Source organism: Patescibacteria group bacterium (assembly GCA_024238995.1).
Lineage (GTDB): Bacteria > Patescibacteriota > Minisyncoccia > Minisyncoccales > JANBVM01 > JANBVL01.
The window spans coordinates 73,570-95,760 of record JANBVL010000001.1 but is presented as its reverse complement, the minus strand read 5'-3'; the positions used below and the strand labels follow the sequence as shown (position 1 = coordinate 95,760).

At 33.0% G+C, this 22,191-nt stretch carries 18 protein-coding genes; all 18 read left to right on the top strand.

What is annotated here, in order from left to right; genetic code table 11:
• Positions 1 to 25: 25 nt before the first annotated feature.
• Positions 26 to 1,429: an aspartate--tRNA ligase gene (gene aspS / locus KJI70_00500; protein ID MCP6718014.1), complete on the top strand. Its 1,404-nt coding sequence runs from the start codon at positions 26 to 28 to the stop codon at positions 1,427 to 1,429.
• The gene (locus tag KJI70_00495) at positions 1,426 to 2,346 is read left to right on the top strand and encodes a serine hydrolase (protein MCP6718013.1); all 921 of its coding nucleotides are present in this window, start codon (positions 1,426 to 1,428) and stop codon (positions 2,344 to 2,346) included. The genes aspS and KJI70_00495 overlap by 4 nt, the downstream gene beginning before the upstream one ends.
• Complete coding sequence (locus KJI70_00490) at positions 2,343 to 3,425, top strand: hypothetical protein (protein ID MCP6718012.1); 1,083 nt, start codon at positions 2,343 to 2,345, stop codon at positions 3,423 to 3,425. Before KJI70_00495 ends, KJI70_00490 begins: the two co-directional genes overlap by 4 nt.
• A gap of 4 nt (positions 3,426 to 3,429) precedes the next feature.
• The gene (locus tag KJI70_00485; protein ID MCP6718011.1) at positions 3,430 to 4,827 is read left to right on the top strand and encodes a hypothetical protein; all 1,398 of its coding nucleotides are present in this window, start codon (positions 3,430 to 3,432) and stop codon (positions 4,825 to 4,827) included.
• Between the two features lie 67 nt (positions 4,828 to 4,894).
• Positions 4,895 to 6,208, top strand: coding sequence for a UDP-N-acetylmuramoyl-L-alanine--D-glutamate ligase (gene murD, locus KJI70_00480; GenBank protein ID MCP6718010.1), 1,314 nt, complete (start codon positions 4,895 to 4,897; stop codon positions 6,206 to 6,208).
• On the top strand, positions 6,198 to 7,316 hold the full coding sequence (gene ftsW, locus KJI70_00475) for a putative lipid II flippase FtsW (GenBank protein MCP6718009.1): 1,119 nt from the start codon (positions 6,198 to 6,200) through the stop codon (positions 7,314 to 7,316). The genes murD and ftsW overlap by 11 nt, the downstream gene beginning before the upstream one ends.
• Entirely contained in the window at positions 7,317 to 8,471 is a 1,155-nt protein-coding gene (gene murG / locus KJI70_00470) for an undecaprenyldiphospho-muramoylpentapeptide beta-N-acetylglucosaminyltransferase (GenBank protein ID MCP6718008.1), read from the top strand.
• A 21-nt stretch (positions 8,472 to 8,492) separates the two neighbouring features.
• Positions 8,493 to 10,082: a glutamate--tRNA ligase gene (gene gltX / locus KJI70_00465; GenBank protein ID MCP6718007.1), complete on the top strand. Its 1,590-nt coding sequence runs from the start codon at positions 8,493 to 8,495 to the stop codon at positions 10,080 to 10,082.
• Complete coding sequence (locus tag KJI70_00460) at positions 10,079 to 10,501, top strand: hypothetical protein (protein ID MCP6718006.1); 423 nt, start codon at positions 10,079 to 10,081, stop codon at positions 10,499 to 10,501. Before gltX ends, KJI70_00460 begins: the two co-directional genes overlap by 4 nt.
• A gap of 270 nt (positions 10,502 to 10,771) precedes the next feature.
• Positions 10,772 to 10,927: a hypothetical protein gene (locus KJI70_00455; protein ID MCP6718005.1), complete on the top strand. Its 156-nt coding sequence runs from the start codon at positions 10,772 to 10,774 to the stop codon at positions 10,925 to 10,927.
• A 16-nt stretch (positions 10,928 to 10,943) separates the two neighbouring features.
• A complete protein-coding gene (locus tag KJI70_00450; GenBank protein MCP6718004.1) occupies positions 10,944 to 11,501 on the top strand; it encodes a nitroreductase family protein in 558 nt (185 codons plus the stop codon).
• 330 nt (positions 11,502 to 11,831) lie between these two features.
• Complete coding sequence (locus KJI70_00445; protein MCP6718003.1) at positions 11,832 to 12,734, top strand: DUF2806 domain-containing protein; 903 nt, start codon at positions 11,832 to 11,834, stop codon at positions 12,732 to 12,734.
• Between the two features lie 98 nt (positions 12,735 to 12,832).
• On the top strand, positions 12,833 to 13,252 hold the full coding sequence (locus KJI70_00440) for a hypothetical protein (GenBank protein MCP6718002.1): 420 nt from the start codon (positions 12,833 to 12,835) through the stop codon (positions 13,250 to 13,252).
• 98 nt (positions 13,253 to 13,350) lie between these two features.
• The gene (locus KJI70_00435) at positions 13,351 to 13,536 is read left to right on the top strand and encodes a hypothetical protein (GenBank protein MCP6718001.1); all 186 of its coding nucleotides are present in this window, start codon (positions 13,351 to 13,353) and stop codon (positions 13,534 to 13,536) included.
• The gene (locus tag KJI70_00430) at positions 13,533 to 14,066 is read left to right on the top strand and encodes a hypothetical protein (protein MCP6718000.1); all 534 of its coding nucleotides are present in this window, start codon (positions 13,533 to 13,535) and stop codon (positions 14,064 to 14,066) included. Before KJI70_00435 ends, KJI70_00430 begins: the two co-directional genes overlap by 4 nt.
• Before the next feature lie 438 nt (positions 14,067 to 14,504).
• On the top strand, positions 14,505 to 20,672 hold the full coding sequence (locus KJI70_00425; GenBank protein MCP6717999.1) for a DUF5011 domain-containing protein: 6,168 nt from the start codon (positions 14,505 to 14,507) through the stop codon (positions 20,670 to 20,672).
• A gap of 33 nt (positions 20,673 to 20,705) precedes the next feature.
• Positions 20,706 to 21,317 carry a dockerin type I domain-containing protein gene (locus KJI70_00420; protein ID MCP6717998.1) on the top strand — a complete coding sequence of 204 codons (612 nt, stop codon included), beginning with the start codon at positions 20,706 to 20,708 and terminating at the stop codon, positions 21,315 to 21,317.
• A gap of 5 nt (positions 21,318 to 21,322) precedes the next feature.
• Positions 21,323 to 22,087 (top strand): hypothetical protein, encoded by a 765-nt coding sequence (locus KJI70_00415; GenBank protein ID MCP6717997.1) that lies wholly within the window; start codon positions 21,323 to 21,325, stop codon positions 22,085 to 22,087.
• Positions 22,088 to 22,191 lie beyond the last annotated feature (104 nt).

The window sequence follows — 22,191 nt, the reverse complement described above, 5'->3', positions numbered from 1 at the left end:
TTCAAAAAAGTTTTTTTAATTATTTATGAAAAGAATATTAATAAGCGAAACAATTAAACATATTGGAGAAAAGGTTAAGGTTTGCGGTTGGGTTGATACTATTAGATCTCATGGGAAGATAGTTTTCATTGACCTTCGTGACAAACAAGGTATTTTGCAGTTGGTTTTTACTCCTAAGAATAAAGAAATTTACAAAATAGCAAAAGAATTAAAACCAGAATGGGTTGTTTTAGTTGAAGGCAGTATTGGAGAAAGGCCAAAAAACATGATTAATCCTAAGATTAAAACAGGAGAAATTGAGCTTGGTGTAGAAAAAGTTGAGGTTTTTTCAAGGGCAAAGACTTTACCTTTTCCAATTGACACTGATGGTTATGAGATAAATGAAGAAATAAGGATGAAGTATCGTTATTTGGATTTAAGAAGGCAAAGACTAAAGGAAAACTTAAAGATGAGGCAGAAAACAATTCAGTTTATGAGAGATTTTCTTATTGAAAAAGGATTCTTAGAGGTTGAAACTCCAATATTGACAAAATCTACTCCTGAAGGAGCAAGAGATTTTTTAGTTCCTTCAAGAACTTATCCTGGTAATTTTTATGCTCTTCCTCAGAGTCCCCAGCAATACAAACAGCTTTTAATGGTTGCTGGAATTGAAAAGTATTTTCAAATTGCAAGGTGTTTTAGAGATGAAGATCCAAGAGGTGATAGGCAGGCAGAATTTACTCAGCTTGATATTGAAATGTCATTTGTCGGCCAGGATGATATTTTGAATTTAATTGAAGAGCTTTTTACAAGTTTAGTTAAGAAGTTATTTCCAAAAAAGAAAATAACAAAATCACCATTTCCTAGAATTACTTATAAGCAGGCAATGGAAAAGTATAGTAGCGATAAGCCAGATTTGAGAAAAAATAAAAAAGATGATGATGAGCTGGCTTTTGGATTTGTTGTTGATTTTCCTTTGTTTGAATGGAAAGAGTCTGAGAAAAGACTTGATGCAGTGCACCATCCATTTACCAGGCCCCAGGAGCAAGATATTTCAAAAGTTAAAAAGAATGCTAAAGACATGCTGGCTTATCAGTATGATTTAGTTTTAAATGGTTATGAAATTGGGGGAGGAAGTTTAAGAATATATGATCCTAAGATGCTTGAAACCATTTTTGAGATAATGGGCCATAAAAAAGAAGGTATAAGGAAAAGATTTGGTCATTTATTAAAAGCATTTGAATATGGCGTTCCTCCTCATGGCGGAATTGCTCCAGGGATTGATAGGTTTGTGGCAATAGTTCAAAAAGAACCAAATATTAGAGAAGTAATAGCTTTTCCTAAAACAGGAGAAAATCGGGGAATGATGATGGACACTCCTTCTGAAGTTAGTAAAGAGCAGCTCAAGGATCTAAAGATTCAATTTGAAAAAAAGAAAGAAAGTAAATGAATAAAAATACTAAGTTTTTTTTACTGTCTTTTATTATGAGTTCTTTGTTTTGGTGGGGAATAAGCTTCTTTCAGCAAGGAACGGAGCAGTTTTTTTATGCTCAAATTACTCAACCTTTCAAGAATTTAGCAGCTGTAGATATTTCAGCCAGGCCAAAAAAACAAAAACCAGACATTAAAGCTAATTCTGTTATTTCTATTAAAGTTAATAAAATAGGAAAAGAAAGAATGGTTTTTGGAAAAAATATTAATAGAACTCTGCCAATTGCGTCTTTAAGCAAACTCATGACTGCTTTAATTGTTATGGAGAATACGCGTCTTAATGATTATGATTTATCAAAAACAACAATAGTTTCTCAAAAAGCTGCATCTCAATACAATATTCCTATTTATGGTAATTTAAAAGCTGGTCAGATTATTACAATAGAGCAGCTTTTAAAGTACATGCTCTATTATTCAAGCAATGATGCAGCCTTTACCTTAGCCGAAGTAATTGGGCTGGATAATTTTGTTGCAAAAATGAACCAAAAATCTAAAGAATTAGGTCTTAATAATACTTATTTTATTAATCCAACGGGTCTTGATCCTAATGATATAGATATTGTTCCAAATTATTCTACTGTTAATGATTTAGCTAATCTTTCAAAATATGTTTTAAGCAACCATGGCTTAATATTTGAATTCTCTTTAGAAAACGGCCCATATTTATCAGAAAATGGGATTTCAGGAATTTATATTTTAAACAATCAGATTATTGTTGGAGGTAAAACCGGTTATACAGAAAAAGCAGGAGGATGTGTGGTTTTTGTGTTTTCTGATGAGAATGGAAATTATTTCATAAATATATTATTGGGCGCTGAATCACCAGATACAAGAATAGAAGAAATACAGAAACTAATTAACTGGATTAATTCATGACACTTTTTACATTCTACGTTATTAGACTTTTAATATTATCAGCAATAAGCGCTGCAATTTCTTTTATTTGGGCGCCTTTTTTAATAAAGATTTTAAGAAGAATTAAGTTCTGGAAGAAAACTGCAAGAACAAGAACAATTACTAATGAAGAAGCTAAAGTTTTTCATTCTTTACATAAAGACAATGAAATAAAAACACCAAGAGGGGGTGGAATTTTAATCTGGGTTTCAGTTCTAATAATGGTGTTCCTCTTTTTTGGTTTATCACATTTTAAAGATCCTTGGTGGCTGAAAAACTTTAACTTCCTATCTCGTGGTGAAACCTGGCTTCCATTATTTACTTTAGTAGCAGGCTCTATTGTCGGACTAGTAGATGATGCTTTGACTGTGTTTGGAAAGGGAAAATATGCCGGAGGAGGAATGAGTTTTTTAAGAAGATTAATGATTGTAGTTTTAATTGGTTTAGTTGGAAGTTTGTGGTTTTACTTCAAGCTTAGCAAAAGCACAATTCATATTCCTTTGATGTATAATTTTCCAGAAGGAATAAACTTTTTCATTGGCTGGTGGTATATACCATTATTCATATTAGTAATGCTTGCTTCTTGGTCGGGAGGCGTTATTGATGGGATTGATGGATTAGCAGGAGGTATTTTCGCTTCAATTTTTGCTGGATTTTCTGTAATTGCTTTTACCCAAGGCAAAGCTGACTTAGCTACATTTTGCGCAATTATTGCTGGAACATTATTTTCGTTTTTATGGTTCAATATTCCGCCAGCTAAATTCTATATGGGGGAAACCGGTGTTTTGGGCTTAACGTCAACTATGACAGTGGTTGCCTTTTTAACCGACTCAATAATGGTTTTGCCGATTATTGCTGGAATAATGGTAATAGAGGTTGGTTCAATATTAATCCAGCTTTTTTCAAAGAAGTTTTTTAAGAAAAAAGTCTGGCTTTGCACTCCCATTCATCATCATTTTGAAGCAAAAGGATGGCCCCCCTATAAGGTTACTATGAGATTCTGGATTTTAAATTTGGTTTTTGTGTTTTTAGGAGTAGCAATTAAACTTTTTACAAGTTAAACATATGAAGCCAGAGGTTTTAAGAAAAAAATATCCTAAGTTTATTTATATTGATTATTCATATAAAATCTCCAAAAAGAATTTGGAGATATTCTTTAATTTTAAGATTGAACCAGATATTTTTTTTAAGCCGAAAATAATTATTGAAAATATTGACCAGTCAAGAATTGAGAAAATAGGGGAGGGTATATTAAATAACTTAATATTTAATTTGGGGTTAGTTGAGCTTATTAGTTATTGGAAAGCAACATGTTCAAAGGTTATTGAAATCAAGTGTGGTGAGTTAGATAGTTTTCAAATTAAATGGTTGAAAAACTTAATTAAAAATGGAATGGGTCAGTTTTTTTATGAAAATAAGATGAATTGGCAGATCGCTGATTCTTTAAAAATAATATCAAGCAATAAAAAAGATTTTAATGTTTTTAACAAAAAATTAAGTAATAATATTTTGCTTCCAATCGGGGGAGGTAAAGATTCAATAGTTAGTTTAGAAATATTAAAAAAGTCAAAACATCTTTTAACTTGTTTTTCTCTAAATCCAAATAACAATGTTAAAAAGATCTTTGAAATTGGTGGGTGTAAAAAAACAATTATTGTTAAAAGAAGAATTGATTCAAAGCTTTTAGAATTAAATAGAAAAAAATATTTAAATGGCCACACTCCTTTTTCAGCTTATCTTGCTTTTTTAACAGCACTTATTGGCGTGATTTATGATTATAAATACATTGCTTTTTCTAATGAGAGAAGTTCTAATGAAGGGAATGTTGAGCATCTTGGAAAAATAATTAATCATCAATACTCAAAAACATTTAATTTTGAAGAAAAATTCAGAAAATACTCTAAAAAATATTTGGCTAAAGATATTGAATATTTTAGTTTTTTAAGACCTTTTTATGAAATTCAAATTGGAAAATTATTTTCTAAATATTTTAATAAATATGGCAATGTTTTTTTAAGTTGCAATGAAGCCCATAAAACATACTCAGGGAAAAGAGAACCGATTAAAAAGTGGTGTGGGAAGTGCTCAAAATGCTTATTTGTTTTTTTAATTCTATATCCATTTATTGAAACTAAGAAGCTTATTCAAGCTTTTGGAAAAAATCTTTTTGAAAAAAAAGAACTACTTGGTTTAATGAAAGAGTTAATAGGGGAGAGAAAGTTTAAACCTTTTGAATGCGTTGGAACTACTAAAGAAAGTTTGATTGCTCTTTACTTAAGTTTAAAGAAGGTAAATAAAAATAATAAAAAGCTACCTTATCTTTTAAAGCATTTTGAAGATGAAGTCTTATCCGAACATTCAGACTTAGGGAAAGAAGCCAAACACATGTTAGAAGCTTGGAATAAAAATCATAATCTGCAAAACAAATTTCTTAAGGTGTTTGATGATTTTTTATTTAGATAATCTCCGACCCTTTCTTTTTATAGTAGTTTATTTTAAGCACATTTTGTGCTATTTTTAATATATTAGGATGAAATTAAATAAATTAAAAAACAAAAAAATACTGATTTTGGGATTAGGAATTGAAGGAATGGATACTTTAAAATTTCTAAGGAAAAGTTTTCCTCAAAAAGTCATTGCGATAGGAGATAAGCTTAGGTTTAATCAGCTTAACTCTGAGGCCCAGACAACAATAAAAAAGGACAAGAAATTAAGGCTTCATTTAGGTGAATCTTACCTTGGGTTTTTAAAATACTATGATTCTATAATTAAAACCCCTGGAATTCCGCCCAAAGTTTTAAAACCATTTTTAGAAAAAGGACAGAAAATAACTTCTCAAACAGAGATTTTTTTTAATAACTGTAAAGGAAAAATTATTGGTATTACGGCAACAAAAGGAAAAAGCACAACAGCCTCGTTAATTTATGAGATTTTAAAGAAAAATAAATTGAAAGCATATTTAGTTGGCAATATTGGAAAACCAATGTTATCTCTTTTATCGTCTGATAAAAAAGAAAATGTTTATGTTTGTGAGTTATCAAGCCATCAGCTTGTGAGCCTTAAAAAAAGCCCTGATATTGCTGTTTTTTTAAATATTTATTCAGAACATCTTGATTATTATGAGAATTTTAAGCAATACTTGTCAGCCAAAAGTAACATTACAAAGCATCAGGGGAAAAATGATTATTTGGTTTTTAATTCAAAGAATAAACTTATAAATCAAGTTGCTAAAAAATCAAAAGCTCAAAAGATTCCAATTAGTTCAGTTAAAATTAAAAGAATTGAAACTCTATTAAAGGGCGAATTTAATGTTGAAAACATTAAAGCAGCAATTGCTGCAACAAGGTTATTTAAAATAAAGGATAAAGACATATTAAAAGCTATTAAAACATTTAAGCCATTAGCACATAGGTTAGAGTGCATTGGAACATATAAGGGAATTAAGTTTTACAATGATGCCCTGTCAACCGTTCCAGAAGCAACAATAGCTGCCTTAGATGCGTTAGGAAATAATGTTGAAACAATATTTTTAGGAGGGCTGGACAGGGGAATTGATTTTAAAGGTTTGGCAAAAAGAATTTTAAAAAGCAGAATCAAAGTCTTGATTTTGTTTCCAGACACAGGAGGAAAGATTTATAAACAGATTGTTGAACTAGATAAAAATAGTAAATTCAAGGCAATTATGGTTTTAAACATGAAAGACGGGGTAAAACTTGCGTATGAACATACAAAAAAAGGAAAAATCTGTCTTCTATCAACAGCTTCGCCCAGCTTCAGTCTTTTTAAGGATTATAAAGAGAAAGGTAATTTGTTTAAAAAATACGTAAAACTATATGGCAGGTAGAAAATTTGATCACGCTCTAATAATTATTACAGGTTTTTTAATTGTTTTTGGAATTATTATATTTGCCAGTGCTTCTACATCTGTTTCTCAAATAAAGTTTGGAAGCACTTATTATTATTTTAATCACCAAATGATTTATGCTTTAATCCCAGGGATTATTTTAGCTTTTATATTTTCAAAAATTGACCTTGGACTCTTGAAAAAATGGGCGCCAGCTTTCCTTTTATTTAATTTAATGCTTATGACTTTTGTTTTTTTGCCCCATATTGGAATTAAAGTTGGGAGAGCAGCAAGATGGATTTCATTGGGTCCAGTTTCTTTCCAGCCTTCTGAAATATTAAAACTTACTTTTATTCTGTATATTGCCAGCTGGATGGAAAGCAGAAAGAAAAAGGAATTTAAATTACCAAAGACCCAAAAAGACTTAAAGGAGAATTTAGCTGCTTTTATTATAGTTCTCGGGTTAATTGGCCTGCTCTTGTGGTTTCAGTCTGATATAGGGACTTTGGTTGTAATTTTAGCTACTGGGTTTCTTATGTATTTTTTTGCAAATAATCCTGTTTTGCATACAATAATATTAGGGCTAATTGCGATAGTGGGAATTTCACTTCTTATTCATTTTTCACCTTATCGTTTAGAAAGAATATTGATATTTCTTAATCCTGGCACTGACCCCATGGGAGCAGGTTATCAGATCAAGCAATCTTTAATTGCAATAGGCTCAGGTGGGATCTGGGGATTAGGATTTGGAATGTCCCAGCAAAAACTTGGCCTTTTGCCTCATCCGATATCAGATTCAATTTTCGCTGTTTTAGCAGAAGAAACAGGGTTTATTGGTTCAGTTGTTTTGATTTTCCTGTTTTTACTCTTTTTGTGGCGAGGATTTAAAATTGGAAAACAAAGCAAGAATAAATTCACTAATTTAACAGCCCTAGGCATTACTTCGTGGATTTTGATTCAGGCTTTAGTTAATATCGGCGCTATGGTTGGCGTTATTCCTTTAACAGGCATACCGCTGCCATTTGTCAGTCATGGAGGTACAGCTTTAATTATAGAACTTATTGCAGTGGGTATTTTATTAAATATTTCAAAAACATCTAAAGTTTAAATGAAAAAAGGTAAAAAAATTAAAATTCTGTTTACTGGAGGGGGCAGTGGGGGACATATTTTCCCAATTATTGCCATAGTGAGAGAAATCAGAAAGCTTCCTTCTGAGCAAAAAAAGAATAAAGAAATTGATTTTTCTTATCTTGGACCAAAAGATAATTTTGCTGATATTCTTCTTTCCCAAGAAAATATTAAAGTCAGGCATGTTTCAGCTGGTAAAATTAGAAGATACGTTAATGCTAAAAGTATTTTAAATAATTTTATTGATTTAGTTTTTAAAATTCCAATCGGTCTTTTGCAGGCATTTATATATATATTCATTTTGGCTCCTGATGTCATTTTTTCAAAAGGAGGTTTTGGGTCACTTCCAGCAGTAATTGCTGGCTGGCTGTTAGGTGTCCCCATATTTTTACAGGAATCAGATGTTGTTCCTGGTTTGGCTAATAGAATATTAGGCAGGTTTTCAACAGAGATTTTTGTTTCTTTTCCGAAAACACCATACTTTACCAAAAGAATGATTTTAACTGGAAATCCAATAAGAAGGGAGATTTTAAATATTTCAGAACAGGAAGCAAAGCAGTTTTTCAAAATTACAGGGAAAAAACCAGTTGTTTTTATTATGGGAGGATCTCAAGGTTCCCAGCGCATTAATGACGAGATTCTAGAAGTATTAGCAGAATTAGTTGAGCATTTTGAAATAATACATCAGTGTGGTGATAAGAACATAAAACAAGTAAAAGCAGAAGCAAAAGTAGTAATCCCTGAATATTTATTAAAGTATTATCATGCATTTGGTTTTTTAAAAGAACAGGAGCTTAAAAAAGCTTATGCCGCAAGTGATTTAGTAGTATCTAGGGCAGGCTCAGGAAGTATTTTTGAAATAGCTGCCTGGCTAAAGCCTTCAATTTTAATTCCTTTATCAGAATCAGCTCAAAATCATCAAGTTGAAAATGCTTATGCTTATTCAAAAAAAGGAGCTACTATAGTATTAGAGGAAAAAAACTTTACTTCCCGATTTTTCCTTGAAAAACTAAAAAATCTGTTTTCTCATTCAGAGCAGTTGGAAAAAATGAAAATTGCTGCCAAAGAGTTTTCAAAACCAATGGCAGCAAAAATAATTGCTGGCTATATGATGGGTTATTTGACTAAATCATAGCCTTGTTTCATATTTAAATTAATGAACTCTCAAGAAGAATTAAAGCTAACTAAAGCAGGCGCAGTAAGAGCAAGGATAGCTCCTTCTCCTACTGGTTTTTTCCATGTTGGAGGAGCAAGGACTGCTTTATTTAATTACTTATTTGCCAAACAAAACAATGGGATTTTTGTTTTAAGGATTGAAGACACTGATAAAGAAAGGTCAAAGCCTGTTTATGAAGATAATATTATTGAAAGTTTAAAATGGCTTGGCATTTCGCCTGATGAAGGCCCTGCTATTGATGGAAATTATGGACCATACAGGCAGTCAGAAAGAAAAGAGATTTACGAGAAATATTTGGAGAAGCTTTTAGATGAAAAAAAAGCTTATCATTGTTTTTGTTCAGAGGAAGAATTGAAGATCCAAAAAGAATATCAATTATCAATAGGCCAAGCTCCTCGTTATTCAGGAAAATGCGCTGGTTTATCAGAACAAGAAGTTGAAGATAATTTAAAACAAAAAAAGAAGTTTGTTTACAGATTCATGATTGCTCCAAAGAAAATAGAGTTTAATGATTTAATAAGAGGGAAAATAGAGATTGATAGTGCTTTAATGGGGGATACTGTTATTGCCAGAGATGATGCTATGCCTTTATATAATTTTGCTTGTGTTATTGATGATTTTGAAATGAAAATAACTCATGTCATAAGGGGAGAGGAACATATTTCTAATACTCCAAGACAAATCCTTCTTCAGAAAGCTTTAGGTTTTCCAAAAGTTAAATATGCTCATTTGCCTTTGATTTTAGGTTCTGATAAAAGCAAGCTTTCAAAAAGACATGGAGCAGCTTCAGTGATAGAGTATAAAGAGCTTGGCTATTTGCCTGAAGCTTTGAATAACTTTTTAGCTTTTTTAGGCTGGAATCCTGATACTAATAAAGAAATATTTTCTTTGGATGCTTTGATTAAAGAATTTTCTTTGGAAAAAGTTCAAAAATCAGGAGCAGTGTTTAACACGAAAAGATTAGATTTCTTAAACGGTGTCTATATCAGGCAAAAACCTATCAATAAATTAACAGAACTTTGCATTCCACATTTAATTCAAAATAGTTTGATTGAACTAGAATTCAAGCAAATTCAATTTCCACCTGCTTATGGAGGAAAAGAAATAATCAACAAATTTAAAATCACTCAGACAAAAAAACCGATTACTTTTGATGTTTTATCAAAGATCGTTTCAATTTATCAGGAAAGATTAAAAAAACTTTCTGATCTTCCAGAATTTGTTGATTTCTTTTTCAAAAAAAATCTTGATTACGATAAAGATTTATTGAAATGGAAAGACATGTCAGAGCAGGAAGTATTAAGAGCGTTGGATAGGAGTAATAAAATATTGTCTGATTTAAAAGAAGAAGAGTTTGATTTGCAGAAATTAACAGATATTCTCTTACAAGAATCAGAAAAATTTGGTAAAAAGATAAAAAGCATTGAAGATAGGGGATATTTGCTTTGGCCTTTAAGAGTTGCTCTAACAGGCCAGAAGTCTTCAGCTCCACCTTTTGAAATTGCTGAGATTTTAGGGAAAGAGCAGACTTTAAAAAGGATTAATCAAGCCAAAGAATTATTACAATGAAAAAACGATTTTTAACACTTTTTATACTTTTTAATCTAGTTTTATCAGGCTTTTCTTTTGCCCAGGATGATATTATTATTGAAGTGCCAGAAACTTTTGAACAAGCTCAGCAAATGGGGGAGGAGGTTTTGGAAATTGGCAAAAGAGATTTACCTGGTGTCGTTAAAGAGCTTTGGTATGGAAAAGTTCTGCCAATGTGGCAGAAAATGTATGACTGGGCTTACACAAACGTCTGGTTAAAAGTTAAAAACTTTTTTGGTCCTAGGATAGAGCAGGAGATAGAAATTAGACAAGAAATTATTGAACAAGAGTTTGAACAAGAGAAAGAAGAAGTAAAAAAAGAATTACCAGGATTTCTTGACAGGCTCTGGCAGTTTATTAGGGATGTTATTCATAAAATTAAGCTGTTGTGGAGGTGAAAAGCCACTGGCTAGAGGTCAGTGGTTTTTTAATAAGTCCGTACAATCTATGGATGAGGAGTTGAGACCCTTAAAAAAAATTGAATGTACCAACATTAACGAATGAGGACTTTCTATGTTGTGCGACGTTTTTCATTATTGACAAGTCACTTTTTAAAACATAAAAAGTAATAATATGAACAAGAAAGCGTTAGTTATCTTCTTTTCTACTACAGCAGCTTTAGATGTTGTAGTTTTTATTTACAAAATCAAAACGTTTATAATAGAAATATGATTAGATTTGATGCTTGTCTTGGTACTTGCTCTGGAGCATCATTTGAAAATAGGTTTAGCATCTTTTCAGAAGACGAAGAAAAATGTTCTGAAAAATGCAGAGAAAAGTATGCTATAACTTGGGAAGAATATAATAACTGGAAAAATAAATAATCACGTTTAATATTTTATGGAAAACGAAGCTTTAAAAAACATTCTTACTCGCCATAGCGTCCGGGAATTCACGGGGGATGAGATTAAAAAAGAGGATTTGTTGACGATGTTAAAAGCAGCGATGTCGGCGCCATCGGCCGCTAATCGACAGCCCTGGTCATTTGTCGTTGTGACCAAACGGGAAACTTTAGACGCGCTTTGTAAAAAACTGCCTTACGCCAAAATGCTTTCAAAAGCCGACGCGGCCATTGTGGTTTGCGGTCTACCCGACAAATCAAAGCTTTTAAATTTTGTGCTCAAAGTGACAATTAAGTCATTACTTAAAGATTTTTGGGTTCAGGACTGCTCAGCCGCCTCAGAAAATATTTTATTAGCCGCTCATGCTTTGGGTTATGGCGCGGTTTGGACCGCGGTTTTTCCCGCCGAGGCATTAGTTAAAAATGTTCAGAATATTCTAGGAGTCCCTGAATATGTTATTCCTTTAAATGTTATTCCGATTGGCGTACCGGTTAAAAAAAACCAATCGCCAAAAGACAAATTCAAGGAAAACAATATACATTGGGAAAAATGGTAAACTCGCGGAACAAAAATCATAATAATAAAATTTAGCCCGAAGTTGAGGAAATAAATGTCGCGTAAGGTATATTTTTGGCGACCAATCTATGAGCGAGGATTCAAAGCCCTGTTTTGTGTCGCATAATCTATGGACGAGGGATCAAAGCCCTTAAAAAAAATGAATATACCAACATTAACGAATGAGGACTTTCTATGTTGTGCGACCTTAATTAGAGTTACGCCAAAATTACACCAAAATCTTATATTTTTTCGATAATCGACATACGCTTATTACATTGAATTTCTGTATTTTTAAAGATGGTTTGAAAGTGCTAAAATATAAAAAAATATGAATACGTCGATAAAAGATATTATTGGTTTAGAAAAACCATTAAAGAAATTAATTGAGACTATCTCTGAAGGAATAGGCGTTGTTGGTAATCGTATATTTGAATTTGATACTGAAAAAATAAAAAGGATTGGACAAGCAGAAGCCGAAGTAGAGAAACAAAAAATTATTGCCCAAGCAGAGGGACAAGAAAAAGCAATTAAGATACTTGGGCGCGCAGAGAAAAGGTTTGCACTAGAACAATATAATAAACAAATTAATCTCGAAAATATTATAGTTAAAACACGAAACGATTTAGAAGGAAAAGCCGTCTCTGAAGCGCCGGTTGAAAAAGATTGGACTATGAGATTTCTAGATGTGGCACAAAATGTAAGTAGAGAAAGACTACAAGACGTTTTAGCTAAAATCCTATCAGGCGAAATTCAAAAACCAGGAAGCTTTTCTTATCAAACTTTAGAGATAGTTAAATATCTTTCTCAAAAAAATTTACAAGATTTTTTAAAATTTATTGCTATTTCTACTAAGATAGGGGTTATAAGGTTAGGCTTCACAGCTGAAGAATCATTAAAAAAGTATAATCTTGATTTTATGAATTACCTTGATTTGTCAAATGTAGGAATATTTAATCAATCATCTAGTCTTTTATATGACATAGATCTGTTAGTTTCAAAGCCTCTATCTTTAAATATTGCTGGTGATTTATTTTTAATAACTTACGATGGTCCACAAAAGACAAAAAAATTTGACTTCGGCTTGCTTGTATTTTCTAATACAGGAACAGAATTGAGATCATTGCTTTTAAATCAAGCGGTTAACGAGAAATCAGAAGAATATAAGAATGATTTTATCAAAAAAGTACAAGAAAAAGGATTTAAAATTGTTCGTCAAGAAAAAATAAAATAATTCATTTTAATTAATAAGAATAATTCTGACTAAGAGAGATTGATGGTGTATACCGAAAAACCCAAGCAGAGATTAACTAAAAGAAATAAAATTATATTATGTATATAGGATATAAAACAAAAAAACGCGATAAAGATGAGCATATTTATTCTCTAATTATAAGAATAGATAAAGAAGATTTCTCCAAGGAAGAAATTATTAGGGAATTTGTTTTAAAAATAAAAATTTTACCTTATTTTAATTGGAATTCAAACGATAGAATTAAAAAACATTCAGAAGTTATAGGTGGTAAAGAATGTAATACGTTTGAAGTCAGAAGAAAAGATTCCCTATACTTAGAAGACATGCCTTTCGAGATTATAGGTCCGAAAGCAGATATCGGCGAAATATTATATTCTGTAACTAACGAAAATCACCACAACTATCTCAAGAATAAAGTTTTGCTATGGAAATTATATGGAGAAGGAGTATTAAGTAAAAATGGAAAAAAAGAGCTAAGAGAACTACAAAATTTTTAAAACCCATATTTTTATCCGAAACAATATTTAAGATAGGATAATGAAAGTCGTACAATTTATCTTGTGAGAAGTAGAATTTTTATGATAAAGTAAAACATATGGCTAGTAAAAAATCACAATTTAGGCGAAAAAGAGCCGATACTAAAATAGGTACCATTGAGAAACAATATGGCGTCGATTTTGCTGCACGTTCTGATAAAAAACTCGGGAACTACCTTAAGGAAAAAGGTCTTCCTTCCTTGAGTAAGGCATTATCTCGTGCAGAGAAAAGCATTAAAAAATGAAGACTTTCTGGCAAAATATAAAAAGGAGAGCAACCGCTATTGCTGTTTATCTCGAACAAGCTAATAAAAAAGGAATAAGTAATGTAGCAAAGTCCGCCTATTTTAGATCAGCAACTGTATTGATTTGTACAATAATAGAAGGAATGGTTTATCAATTAGTAAAGATGTACAGTAAAAAGACAGGAAATATAGTTGGCGTAAAAGATGAATTTAAAGGTTTGCATCAAATTCCCCGCAATGTCTTCAAGGAAGACGCTGTTTTTATATGTAAAAAAATTAAAAAAAATATAAACATAGACGACAAAGGGGTCACCTTTGAAATTTTAAATCGCTATTTAAAAAGAAATAAAATTATAACTCCCAGCGAATTTAAACAAATAAACTATGTTAGAATCGAAAGGAATAAACTACACCTGCAAAGTTTAGACACAAGAGATACTGGATATACAATAAATAAATTAAAAAAAGTTTCTAAACCAGCAGATTTGCTTTCTAAAAAGATTATCTCTAAATTGTCAAAGAAAGCTTAACCTAAAATACAATTAGATCTGTATACTTCTCACAAGATAAATTGTATGATTTTATGTCTTACAATCTATGAGCGAGGACTCAAAGCCCTGTTTTGTGTCGCATAATCTATGTTGTACGACGTTGCTTCCTGTTAAAAATGTTAAGAAAAGTTAAGATTTTTCGTTACTCTTTCATTAAATATTCATTTCAATTTATTTTAAATTGGATTTTTAAAAAAAATGGAATATTATGTCCTACCTTCCTAATTTATATGTTATGTCCTAGCTAAAATCTAATTTGGCCGTAATATTTTGGTTTATAAAAGCTAAAAAAGAGCATACTTGACAGCCTTCTTTGCATTGTGATAGGGTTTTCTAAAGGCTCAATATTTTATTAAGAGCAATAGTGACTTAGTCGGTTACTATTATAAAATTTAATAATCAAGTTAATAAATAAATATGACCAATAATATATTTATTAATAACAAACCAAAGATTCTTAAACAGGGGTCTTTTATTATTTTAGCCGCAATGTTAATCGTTAGCGGTTTTTTTATTTCTAATGCCTTGGCCGTAACAGGCATTACTGTTACTTCTCCGATTAATGGGGAATATTGGAACGAAACACAGAATATAACTTGGACCGCTAACTGTGAAGGAGGGGATACAGTTAATATTTATTATTCTACTGACAATTTTGGAAATGTTTCTGACAGACTTGCTGACAGTGTGCCTTGTAGCAATTATTTATATCCTTGGGACACTACAGAAGTAGCAGATGGCAATGCTTACATTAAAGTAAGAGATACTTTTGATTCAGATGTTTATAATGTCTCAGGAGTTTTTACAATTGATAATATTGATCCGACCGTAGATGCTAGCGCTATTACTTCGCCTATTGGGGGAGAATTTTGGGCAGGAGCAGTTTCTAAAGATATTACATGGGACGCTACAAAAATTAATGATACAAACTTGGAAGATAATCCAATTAGCTTACATTACACTACTGATAACGGAGCTACTTGGAATACTATTGAGGAAGGTTTGGCAAACACCAGTCCATATTCTTGGACAGTGCCTGCTATTAATTCAGAAACAGTCAAAGTAAAAATTGTGGTCGCGGATTTAGCAGGTAATACAGCGAGCGATGAAAGTGACGTAGATTTTAGGATTGACAGTATAAAGCCAGAAACATCTTTAATAACTCCAAATTTAACTCAAATCACAGATGTTGATGCAGGTTTCGGCACATTTACAGTTACAATTAATTACAACGAGGCAATGGATCAAACTTCAGTTCCAATAATTACTTTTACTCCAGAAGTTTCATCTACCTTATCATTTAATAACGGTGGAAGCTGGTTAAATTCAAATATTTATGAATTTACTTATGATGTAACTGACGCAAGTATAGAAGTTGTTGATGTAGATATTTCTGTTAGTGGAGCAACAGATGTGGCGGGAAATATACAGGTGGATGGCAATTTATCAAACGCTTTTGATATTGATGCATTAAATCCAATTATTGTCAGTGCAATAGCGAATCCTAATCCTGCCAAAGCAGGAGATGTGGTCATAACCGTTTTATTTAGCGAAATAATGGATGCAGTAACTCCAACTCTTGGATTTACAGGAATAACAGAAACTATAACAACTAAAAACGACGGTGTTTGGCCATCGGGAACTACATGGATAGAGACTTTTACTCTTTCGGATAACAATAAAGAAGAAACTGTGACAATTTCTGTAACAGGCGCAAAAGATGTTGCAGGCAATGTAATGGTTGTTGATAATGAGGCAGGAAATTTTAAGGTTGATACAGTTGATCCAATAGTAACTACAATAACTCCAAGCATAAATTTAATTACTGATGACACTACAATATCTACAGTATTCACAGTTGCTATTGGTTACAACGAAACAATGAATTCAGATTCAGTTCCAATAATTGTTTTTGATCCAATAATTGAATCTACTTTAACATTAGTAAGTAACTTATGGTCAAACTCAAATAAGACTTATACAGCTACTTATAATATGGCTGATGCAGGCGTAGAAATGAACTATATTAATGTAAGCGTAAGCGGAGCAACAGATGTAGCGGGAAATATACAGGTGGATGGCAATTTATCAAACGCTTTTGATATTGACACTAAAAATCCAACCGTCATTTTATCAGATGACCACCCTGACAACATCGTTAGAGATGCTAATATAGTGAGAATTACGGCTACCTTTACTGAAGCAAATAATATTGATGAAACCCCAATGCCAGCCATTACTATTGGCAGTATTGTGACAGGTGCCGCTATGACAGAGACAAATAATTTAGTATGGACATATACTTGGGATGTCCCATCTAGTAATGATGTTGATGTTGATATTTCTATCACTGCTATTGATGTGGCTGGTAATCCAAATGATACAGCCACTGGTAAAACTTCTTATATAATTGACAATATCGCACCAACGGTTGCGTTAACTTATAATCCTAATAGGCCCGTAAGAGATGATGACACCATAGAAATTACAGCAACTTTTAACGAACCAATGGTTAGTGCGCCGACAATCGCTATTGATACAACTGATACAGATTTAATCGAGACAGCAATGTCTGGTAGTGGAATGGTATGGACTCACCAATATGATGTTCCAGCCGGAAGCGACGGAAATGCGACAGTAATGATTTTAGGTACAGATATAGCGGGTAATCCAAACGAAACGGCAACTAATAATACATTTATTATTGATAATATCGCGCCAGTGATAACATTATCAGGAAATATTTCAGTGGAAATTGAAACAGGGGAGACTTATACAGACGCAGGAGCAACAGCAGAAGATAATACAGATGGAAACATCACAGCAAACATTATTATAGTCAATCCAGTAGACACAAGTATGGTGGGTACTTATACCATAACTTATAATATTAAAGATTCAGCTGGCAATAATGCAACAGAAGTAACCAGAAAAGTCAATGTTGTGTTTCCGACTTTAATTCATATGACAGCCAGTGATGTTAGCCGAAAGCAGGATTTGGAGTTCATCGTTGAAATAAATTCCAAAGGCAATGTTCGCGACAGCCAAAATGATCATTTAGTAAGATTTTATGGCGTGATTCCGGGATTAGACATTGGTCAAATAACTTTTTTGGGTGATAATATTCCGGCAGAGGTAACTGATGCAACAGAGCGTAGTTATGTAAGCGCTGGCGCAGATGATTTAGTTTTAGCTTGGGGACCAGAAGGTGGATTTCTAATCGGTGACGCTGAAACTGCCTATGAAAGTGATGTTGGTTTAACCACAACTTTTAAGGCCAAAATTTCCGAAGTTGGCGTCTATGATATTAAATTTGTGTTTTATGATATTGACGATAAAAAGAAAATAAACGGTGACAACGAAAAAATGCAGTTAACAATTCTTGATGACGCCACAAACCTTCAAATGACTTCTGAGGGCGCTACTGCCAAACAGAATGCAGAATTTTCATTAACTGTGACAACGCAAGGAAATGTAAAGGATACGGAAAAAGATAATTTAGTAAGATTTTATGGAGTAATTCCAGGATTAGCCGTTAATGAAATAATTTTTTCAGGTGATAATATTCCGGCAGAGGTAACTGATGCAACAGAGCGTAGTTATGTAAGTGCTGGCGCAGGTGATTTAGTTTTAGCTTGGGGACCAGAAGGTGGATTTCTAATCGGCGTTAATGAATCCGATTATGAAAGCGCTAATGGTTTATCAACAACTTTTAATGCCAAAATTGGCAAACAAGCAAATTACATTATAAGTTTCAAAATGTACGATTTCACCAAAGGTGTTGTTTCTGCCGTTGGATCAACAAATTTGGATATTACCGATGGAGTCGCGCCAACGGGATATACTGTTGCCATTGACCAATCTTACATTAACAACAGCAACCAAACCGCACTTTCCTTTATTTTTACTGGCGCTGAAGAAAATGCAAGCTATAATTATTCAATAGAGAGTTCGGTAGGAGGCACGACTATAACAAGCACTGGAACAATTACAGCTACTAATCAACAAATTATAAATATTAATGTTACTGGTTTAAATGACGGCACATTAACTTTAACTGTTTATTTAACCGACCAAGTTGACAATCAAGGCGATGCTGTTACTGATACAGTGGTTAAAGATACAATTGTGCCAACAACATCAGATAATTACGTTGCTAAAGATAATATTTGGCAGAGTGAAGATCAAACTATTACCTTAACTCCAACTGACGCAATGTCAGGAGTAACAACAACCAAATATTGCACTGATACGAATAATAATTGCGATCCCGCAACTGATTATGTTAATCCCGTTATAATTAGTGACGAAGGCATAACTTATCTTAGATATGCTTCTACAGATAATGCTGGAAATGTTCAGGAAACAGTTTCAAGAACAGTTAAAATAGATAAAAAAGCGCCGGCAACAATAGACAATGTACCGGCTAGTTGGCAAGCAGTTGATGTCACTGTAACTTTGAGTTGTGATGATACAGCAGGCGGTAATTCAGGTTGCTTAAAAGTTTATTACACAATTGATACCACAAACCCAACAACCGCCTCATCTTTTGTTGACGAAGATAGTAATTGGCAATTCACTGTCTCAACCGATGGAAAGTATGCAATTAAATACAGAGGTGAAGATAACGCCGGCAATTTAGAGGAGATTAAAACAGCATCTGATACTCTACAGTTAGATAAAACTGCTCCAGCGACCACTGATGATGCTTCGACAGATTGGCAGAATACGAATGTGATATTTACTTTAACTGCTAATGACGATACTAGCGGCGTGGCTACAGTCTATTACTGTGTTGATCAGGCGAACGCTTGTACGCCGAACACAGCAGGAACAGAAGTTTTAGTTACCACCGAAGGCACTAATTATGTCAGATATTATTCTACAGATAATGCTGGGAACAACGAAGAAATAAATTCTGTGACAGTATTGTTAGACAAAACAACTCCTTCAACTTCTGATAATACTCCTTTAGAATGGCAGACAGCCACATTTGACATTATTTTAACCGTAACAAACGATGAGTTATCTCCGATAAAAACTTATTACACAACTGATGGTAATAATCCGACTACAGATTCAGCGCAAGGAACAATTATAGATATTAGTTTAGATGGAGAATATAGCATTAAATATTTTACTGCTGATGCGGCTGGTAATACTGAAACAGTAAAGATCGCTACAAATTTAGCAAAACTAGATGCAACCGCGCCAGAATTACAAGAAGTAACTCCAGTATCAACCCTAACAAACGACTCAACGCCTGATTATACATTTAGTTCGGATGAAACAGGAGCAATAACTTACGGAGGAAGTTGTTTAAGTGCGACTGCTAGCGCAATTATAGGCGAGAATGCAATCACTTTCAACGAATTAGAGGACGGCACATATAGCGATTGCACAATTACAGTTACTGATTCCGCCGGAAACGCAAGTACGGAATTAAGTGTTACAGAATTTGTAGTTGATTCAACCGCGCCGGAAATTACTAATTTAACTCCTGAACTTCACGATACTACTTCAGACGCAACGCCGGAAATTAGTGCACAATTTAACGAAAACGGATCAGGAGTAAATATTAACAGTGTGGGTTTAACTTTTAGCGGTGACGAATACGCTGATGATTATGCTACTAAAAGCACTGCCAGCGTAACATATACACCTCAAATTCCATTAAATCCCAACACATACGAAGCAACTGTGACTGTTGCTGATAATGCTGGCAATTCGACCACAAAAATATGGAGTTTTATAGTAAATCCAACTATAGCAAGCATTACGGTATCATCAAATAAAGCAAGTTTACCTGCTGACGGCACAAGCCAAGCATTGATAATAGCTCAAGTATTAGATAATGGTATTCCAGTAGAAGGTGCTGTAGTTAATTTTGCTGCTATAATTGGAACTTTATCTAATATTACGCTTTCAGATATAAATGGAAGAGCTACGGCAGTATTGACTTCAAATGAAGCAGGACAGACTATCGTAACTGCTTCTTATAATTCAAACAATGGATTAATTCAAGGAACGATTAATGTAAGCCTTACAGAGGTTATGATGGATATGACACCTGATCCAGTAACTACTTATAATATTCCTTTATCTGCTGGTTGGAACTTAATTTCATTGCCGTTGATACCAGAGAGCTCTGTTATTGAAGATGTTTTAGCTGATATAAGCACTAACATAGATACAGTGAAATATTATGATCCTTCAATTGAAGATTGGTTAAGTTATATTCCTGGTATCGGTGGCGATTTAATCACAATGGAAGATGGAAAAGGTTATTGGATATTTATGAAAGATGATGATGATATTTTAACTGTTAATGGTGTGGAAATGCCAGGACCAGAAGAAACCCTACCTACTTATCCTGTAATTTCAGGATGGAATTTAATAGGATTTAAGTCAGTAGATTCAGTAAAGAGTTCAACCTATCTTTCAGGAATAAGTTATATAACAGTATATGGTTATGATGGGAATTATTCTACAGTAGCCCATCCAGTCTCAGGTATAGACAATAATATGAACCCAGGTTCTGGTTATTGGCTTTATGCTAACGCAATAGGCAATATAGTGCCTTAACGAGGTATTGTACAAGAGAGAAAAGAAATAATTATGAAAATTAATAAATTACAATTATTTTTGGTGATTTTTACATTAGTTTGTCCTACGACGCTTTTGGCTATATCATCACTACCGTCAATACCTTTATTGGTATATGGCAGTGTTATTATAGATGGACAATCGGCTTCTCTTAATACAGAAATTTCAGCAGAAATAGACAATGTGGAGGTTGCTATTGCCACTATGATAAGAGAAGGCATATATTTTATTGAAATTCCTGATGGTAAAGCTAATGAAGGTAAAACTATAATGTTCAAAGTTAATGGAATTATTGATGACAATAATCAGCTTTCGGCTGTTAATATTGATACAATCCCTACTGTTAACTTTGATTTGGCCATTACTACTTCATCTTCAGAGGAAACTCCAACTCCTTCTGCTGGAGGTGGTGGTGGAGGAGGAGGCGGCGGCGGAGGAGCAACGCCTCCACCAACTTATAAAGCTGGAGATGTTAATAAAGACAATGAAGTAGATAAATATGACTTTGCTTTAATTATGGCTGCCTGGGGAAAAATCGGAGCAAATAATTCAGACTTAAATAGTGATAATAAAGTAGATAAATATGATTTTGCGCTTTTAATGTTAAATTGGAGCACGATATAAAATATATGAATAAAAATAAAATTACAATTTTAACTTTAGGATGTGTCGGAATTTTAATTGCTGGATTTGGTTTTACTAATTCAGTGGAAGCGGCAAATCCTTCAATTTATGTTTCACCGACAAGTCAAAGCAAAGAAGTAGGGGACACGTTTAATATATCTGTAAAGGTTAATCCTGCTGGACAAAAAGTTTGTATGGTTGAAGGAACATTATTATTAGATAAGCTTTCCTGTCAAAGTGTTTCTCCTAATAGTGATTTAATGGCTTCACCCGATAATAAATTAACTTGCAGCAATCTTTATTTTTCTCTTGGAATTCCAACATGCACGACAGAGAATAAAACATTATTTACGGTAACAGTAAAAGCAAAAAACGCTGGTACTGCTACGGCAAATTTTTCAGGGATTGATATTATAGGAGAAGGCGTTTCGATTTCTTCTATTTTTTCTGGCGGCACTTATACTTTAATTATTCCCGAAGAAGAAGTTATTCCTGAAGAAGAAGTAACTGTTGAAGAAGTAGTTGTACCTGTTTCTGAAACAACATCAGAAGAAGTGATAACAGAAACTGTTTCTACATCTACTATTCAAGAAGAAGAACCAAGTGAGGAACAAACCTTAACATTGACAGAACAAACAACTTTCTTAGCAGCAATTGGCAATATTTTATCCCTTGGAACTAATAATGCTTGGATAAGTCTTTTCGTAGTAGGAATAATTTTATCAATTTCAATCTATTTTATTCAAAAATCACGTCGTAAAAAATCTTAAAGGAAAAACTCATAAAAATCGCTCTTTGAGCGGTTTTTTGATAGGATGAAATTATGATAGGAAAAATAGTCGTACAAGTTATCTTGTGCGTCAAAAAAAAGGTC

Excerpts from the sequence above, each read along its gene's own strand:
- aspS (MCP6718014.1), top strand. The coding sequence starts at position 26 with ATGAAAAGAATATTAATAAGCGAAACAATTAAACATATTGGAGAAAAG.
- KJI70_00495 (MCP6718013.1), top strand. The coding sequence starts at position 1,426 with ATGAATAAAAATACTAAGTTTTTTTTACTGTCTTTTATTATGAGTTCT.
- KJI70_00490 (MCP6718012.1), top strand. The coding sequence starts at position 2,343 with ATGACACTTTTTACATTCTACGTTATTAGACTTTTAATATTATCAGCA.
- KJI70_00485 (MCP6718011.1), top strand. The coding sequence starts at position 3,430 with ATGAAGCCAGAGGTTTTAAGAAAAAAATATCCTAAGTTTATTTATATT.
- murD (MCP6718010.1), top strand. The coding sequence starts at position 4,895 with ATGAAATTAAATAAATTAAAAAACAAAAAAATACTGATTTTGGGATTA.
- ftsW (MCP6718009.1), top strand. The coding sequence starts at position 6,198 with ATGGCAGGTAGAAAATTTGATCACGCTCTAATAATTATTACAGGTTTT.
- murG (MCP6718008.1), top strand. The coding sequence starts at position 7,317 with ATGAAAAAAGGTAAAAAAATTAAAATTCTGTTTACTGGAGGGGGCAGT.
- gltX (MCP6718007.1), top strand. The coding sequence starts at position 8,493 with ATGAACTCTCAAGAAGAATTAAAGCTAACTAAAGCAGGCGCAGTAAGA.
- KJI70_00460 (MCP6718006.1), top strand. The coding sequence starts at position 10,079 with ATGAAAAAACGATTTTTAACACTTTTTATACTTTTTAATCTAGTTTTA.
- KJI70_00455 (MCP6718005.1), top strand. The coding sequence starts at position 10,772 with ATGATTAGATTTGATGCTTGTCTTGGTACTTGCTCTGGAGCATCATTT.
- KJI70_00450 (MCP6718004.1), top strand. The coding sequence starts at position 10,944 with ATGGAAAACGAAGCTTTAAAAAACATTCTTACTCGCCATAGCGTCCGG.
- KJI70_00445 (MCP6718003.1), top strand. The coding sequence starts at position 11,832 with ATGAATACGTCGATAAAAGATATTATTGGTTTAGAAAAACCATTAAAG.
- KJI70_00440 (MCP6718002.1), top strand. The coding sequence starts at position 12,833 with ATGTATATAGGATATAAAACAAAAAAACGCGATAAAGATGAGCATATT.
- KJI70_00435 (MCP6718001.1), top strand. The coding sequence starts at position 13,351 with ATGGCTAGTAAAAAATCACAATTTAGGCGAAAAAGAGCCGATACTAAA.
- KJI70_00430 (MCP6718000.1), top strand. The coding sequence starts at position 13,533 with ATGAAGACTTTCTGGCAAAATATAAAAAGGAGAGCAACCGCTATTGCT.
- KJI70_00425 (MCP6717999.1), top strand. The coding sequence starts at position 14,505 with ATGACCAATAATATATTTATTAATAACAAACCAAAGATTCTTAAACAG.
- KJI70_00420 (MCP6717998.1), top strand. The coding sequence starts at position 20,706 with ATGAAAATTAATAAATTACAATTATTTTTGGTGATTTTTACATTAGTT.
- KJI70_00415 (MCP6717997.1), top strand. The coding sequence starts at position 21,323 with ATGAATAAAAATAAAATTACAATTTTAACTTTAGGATGTGTCGGAATT.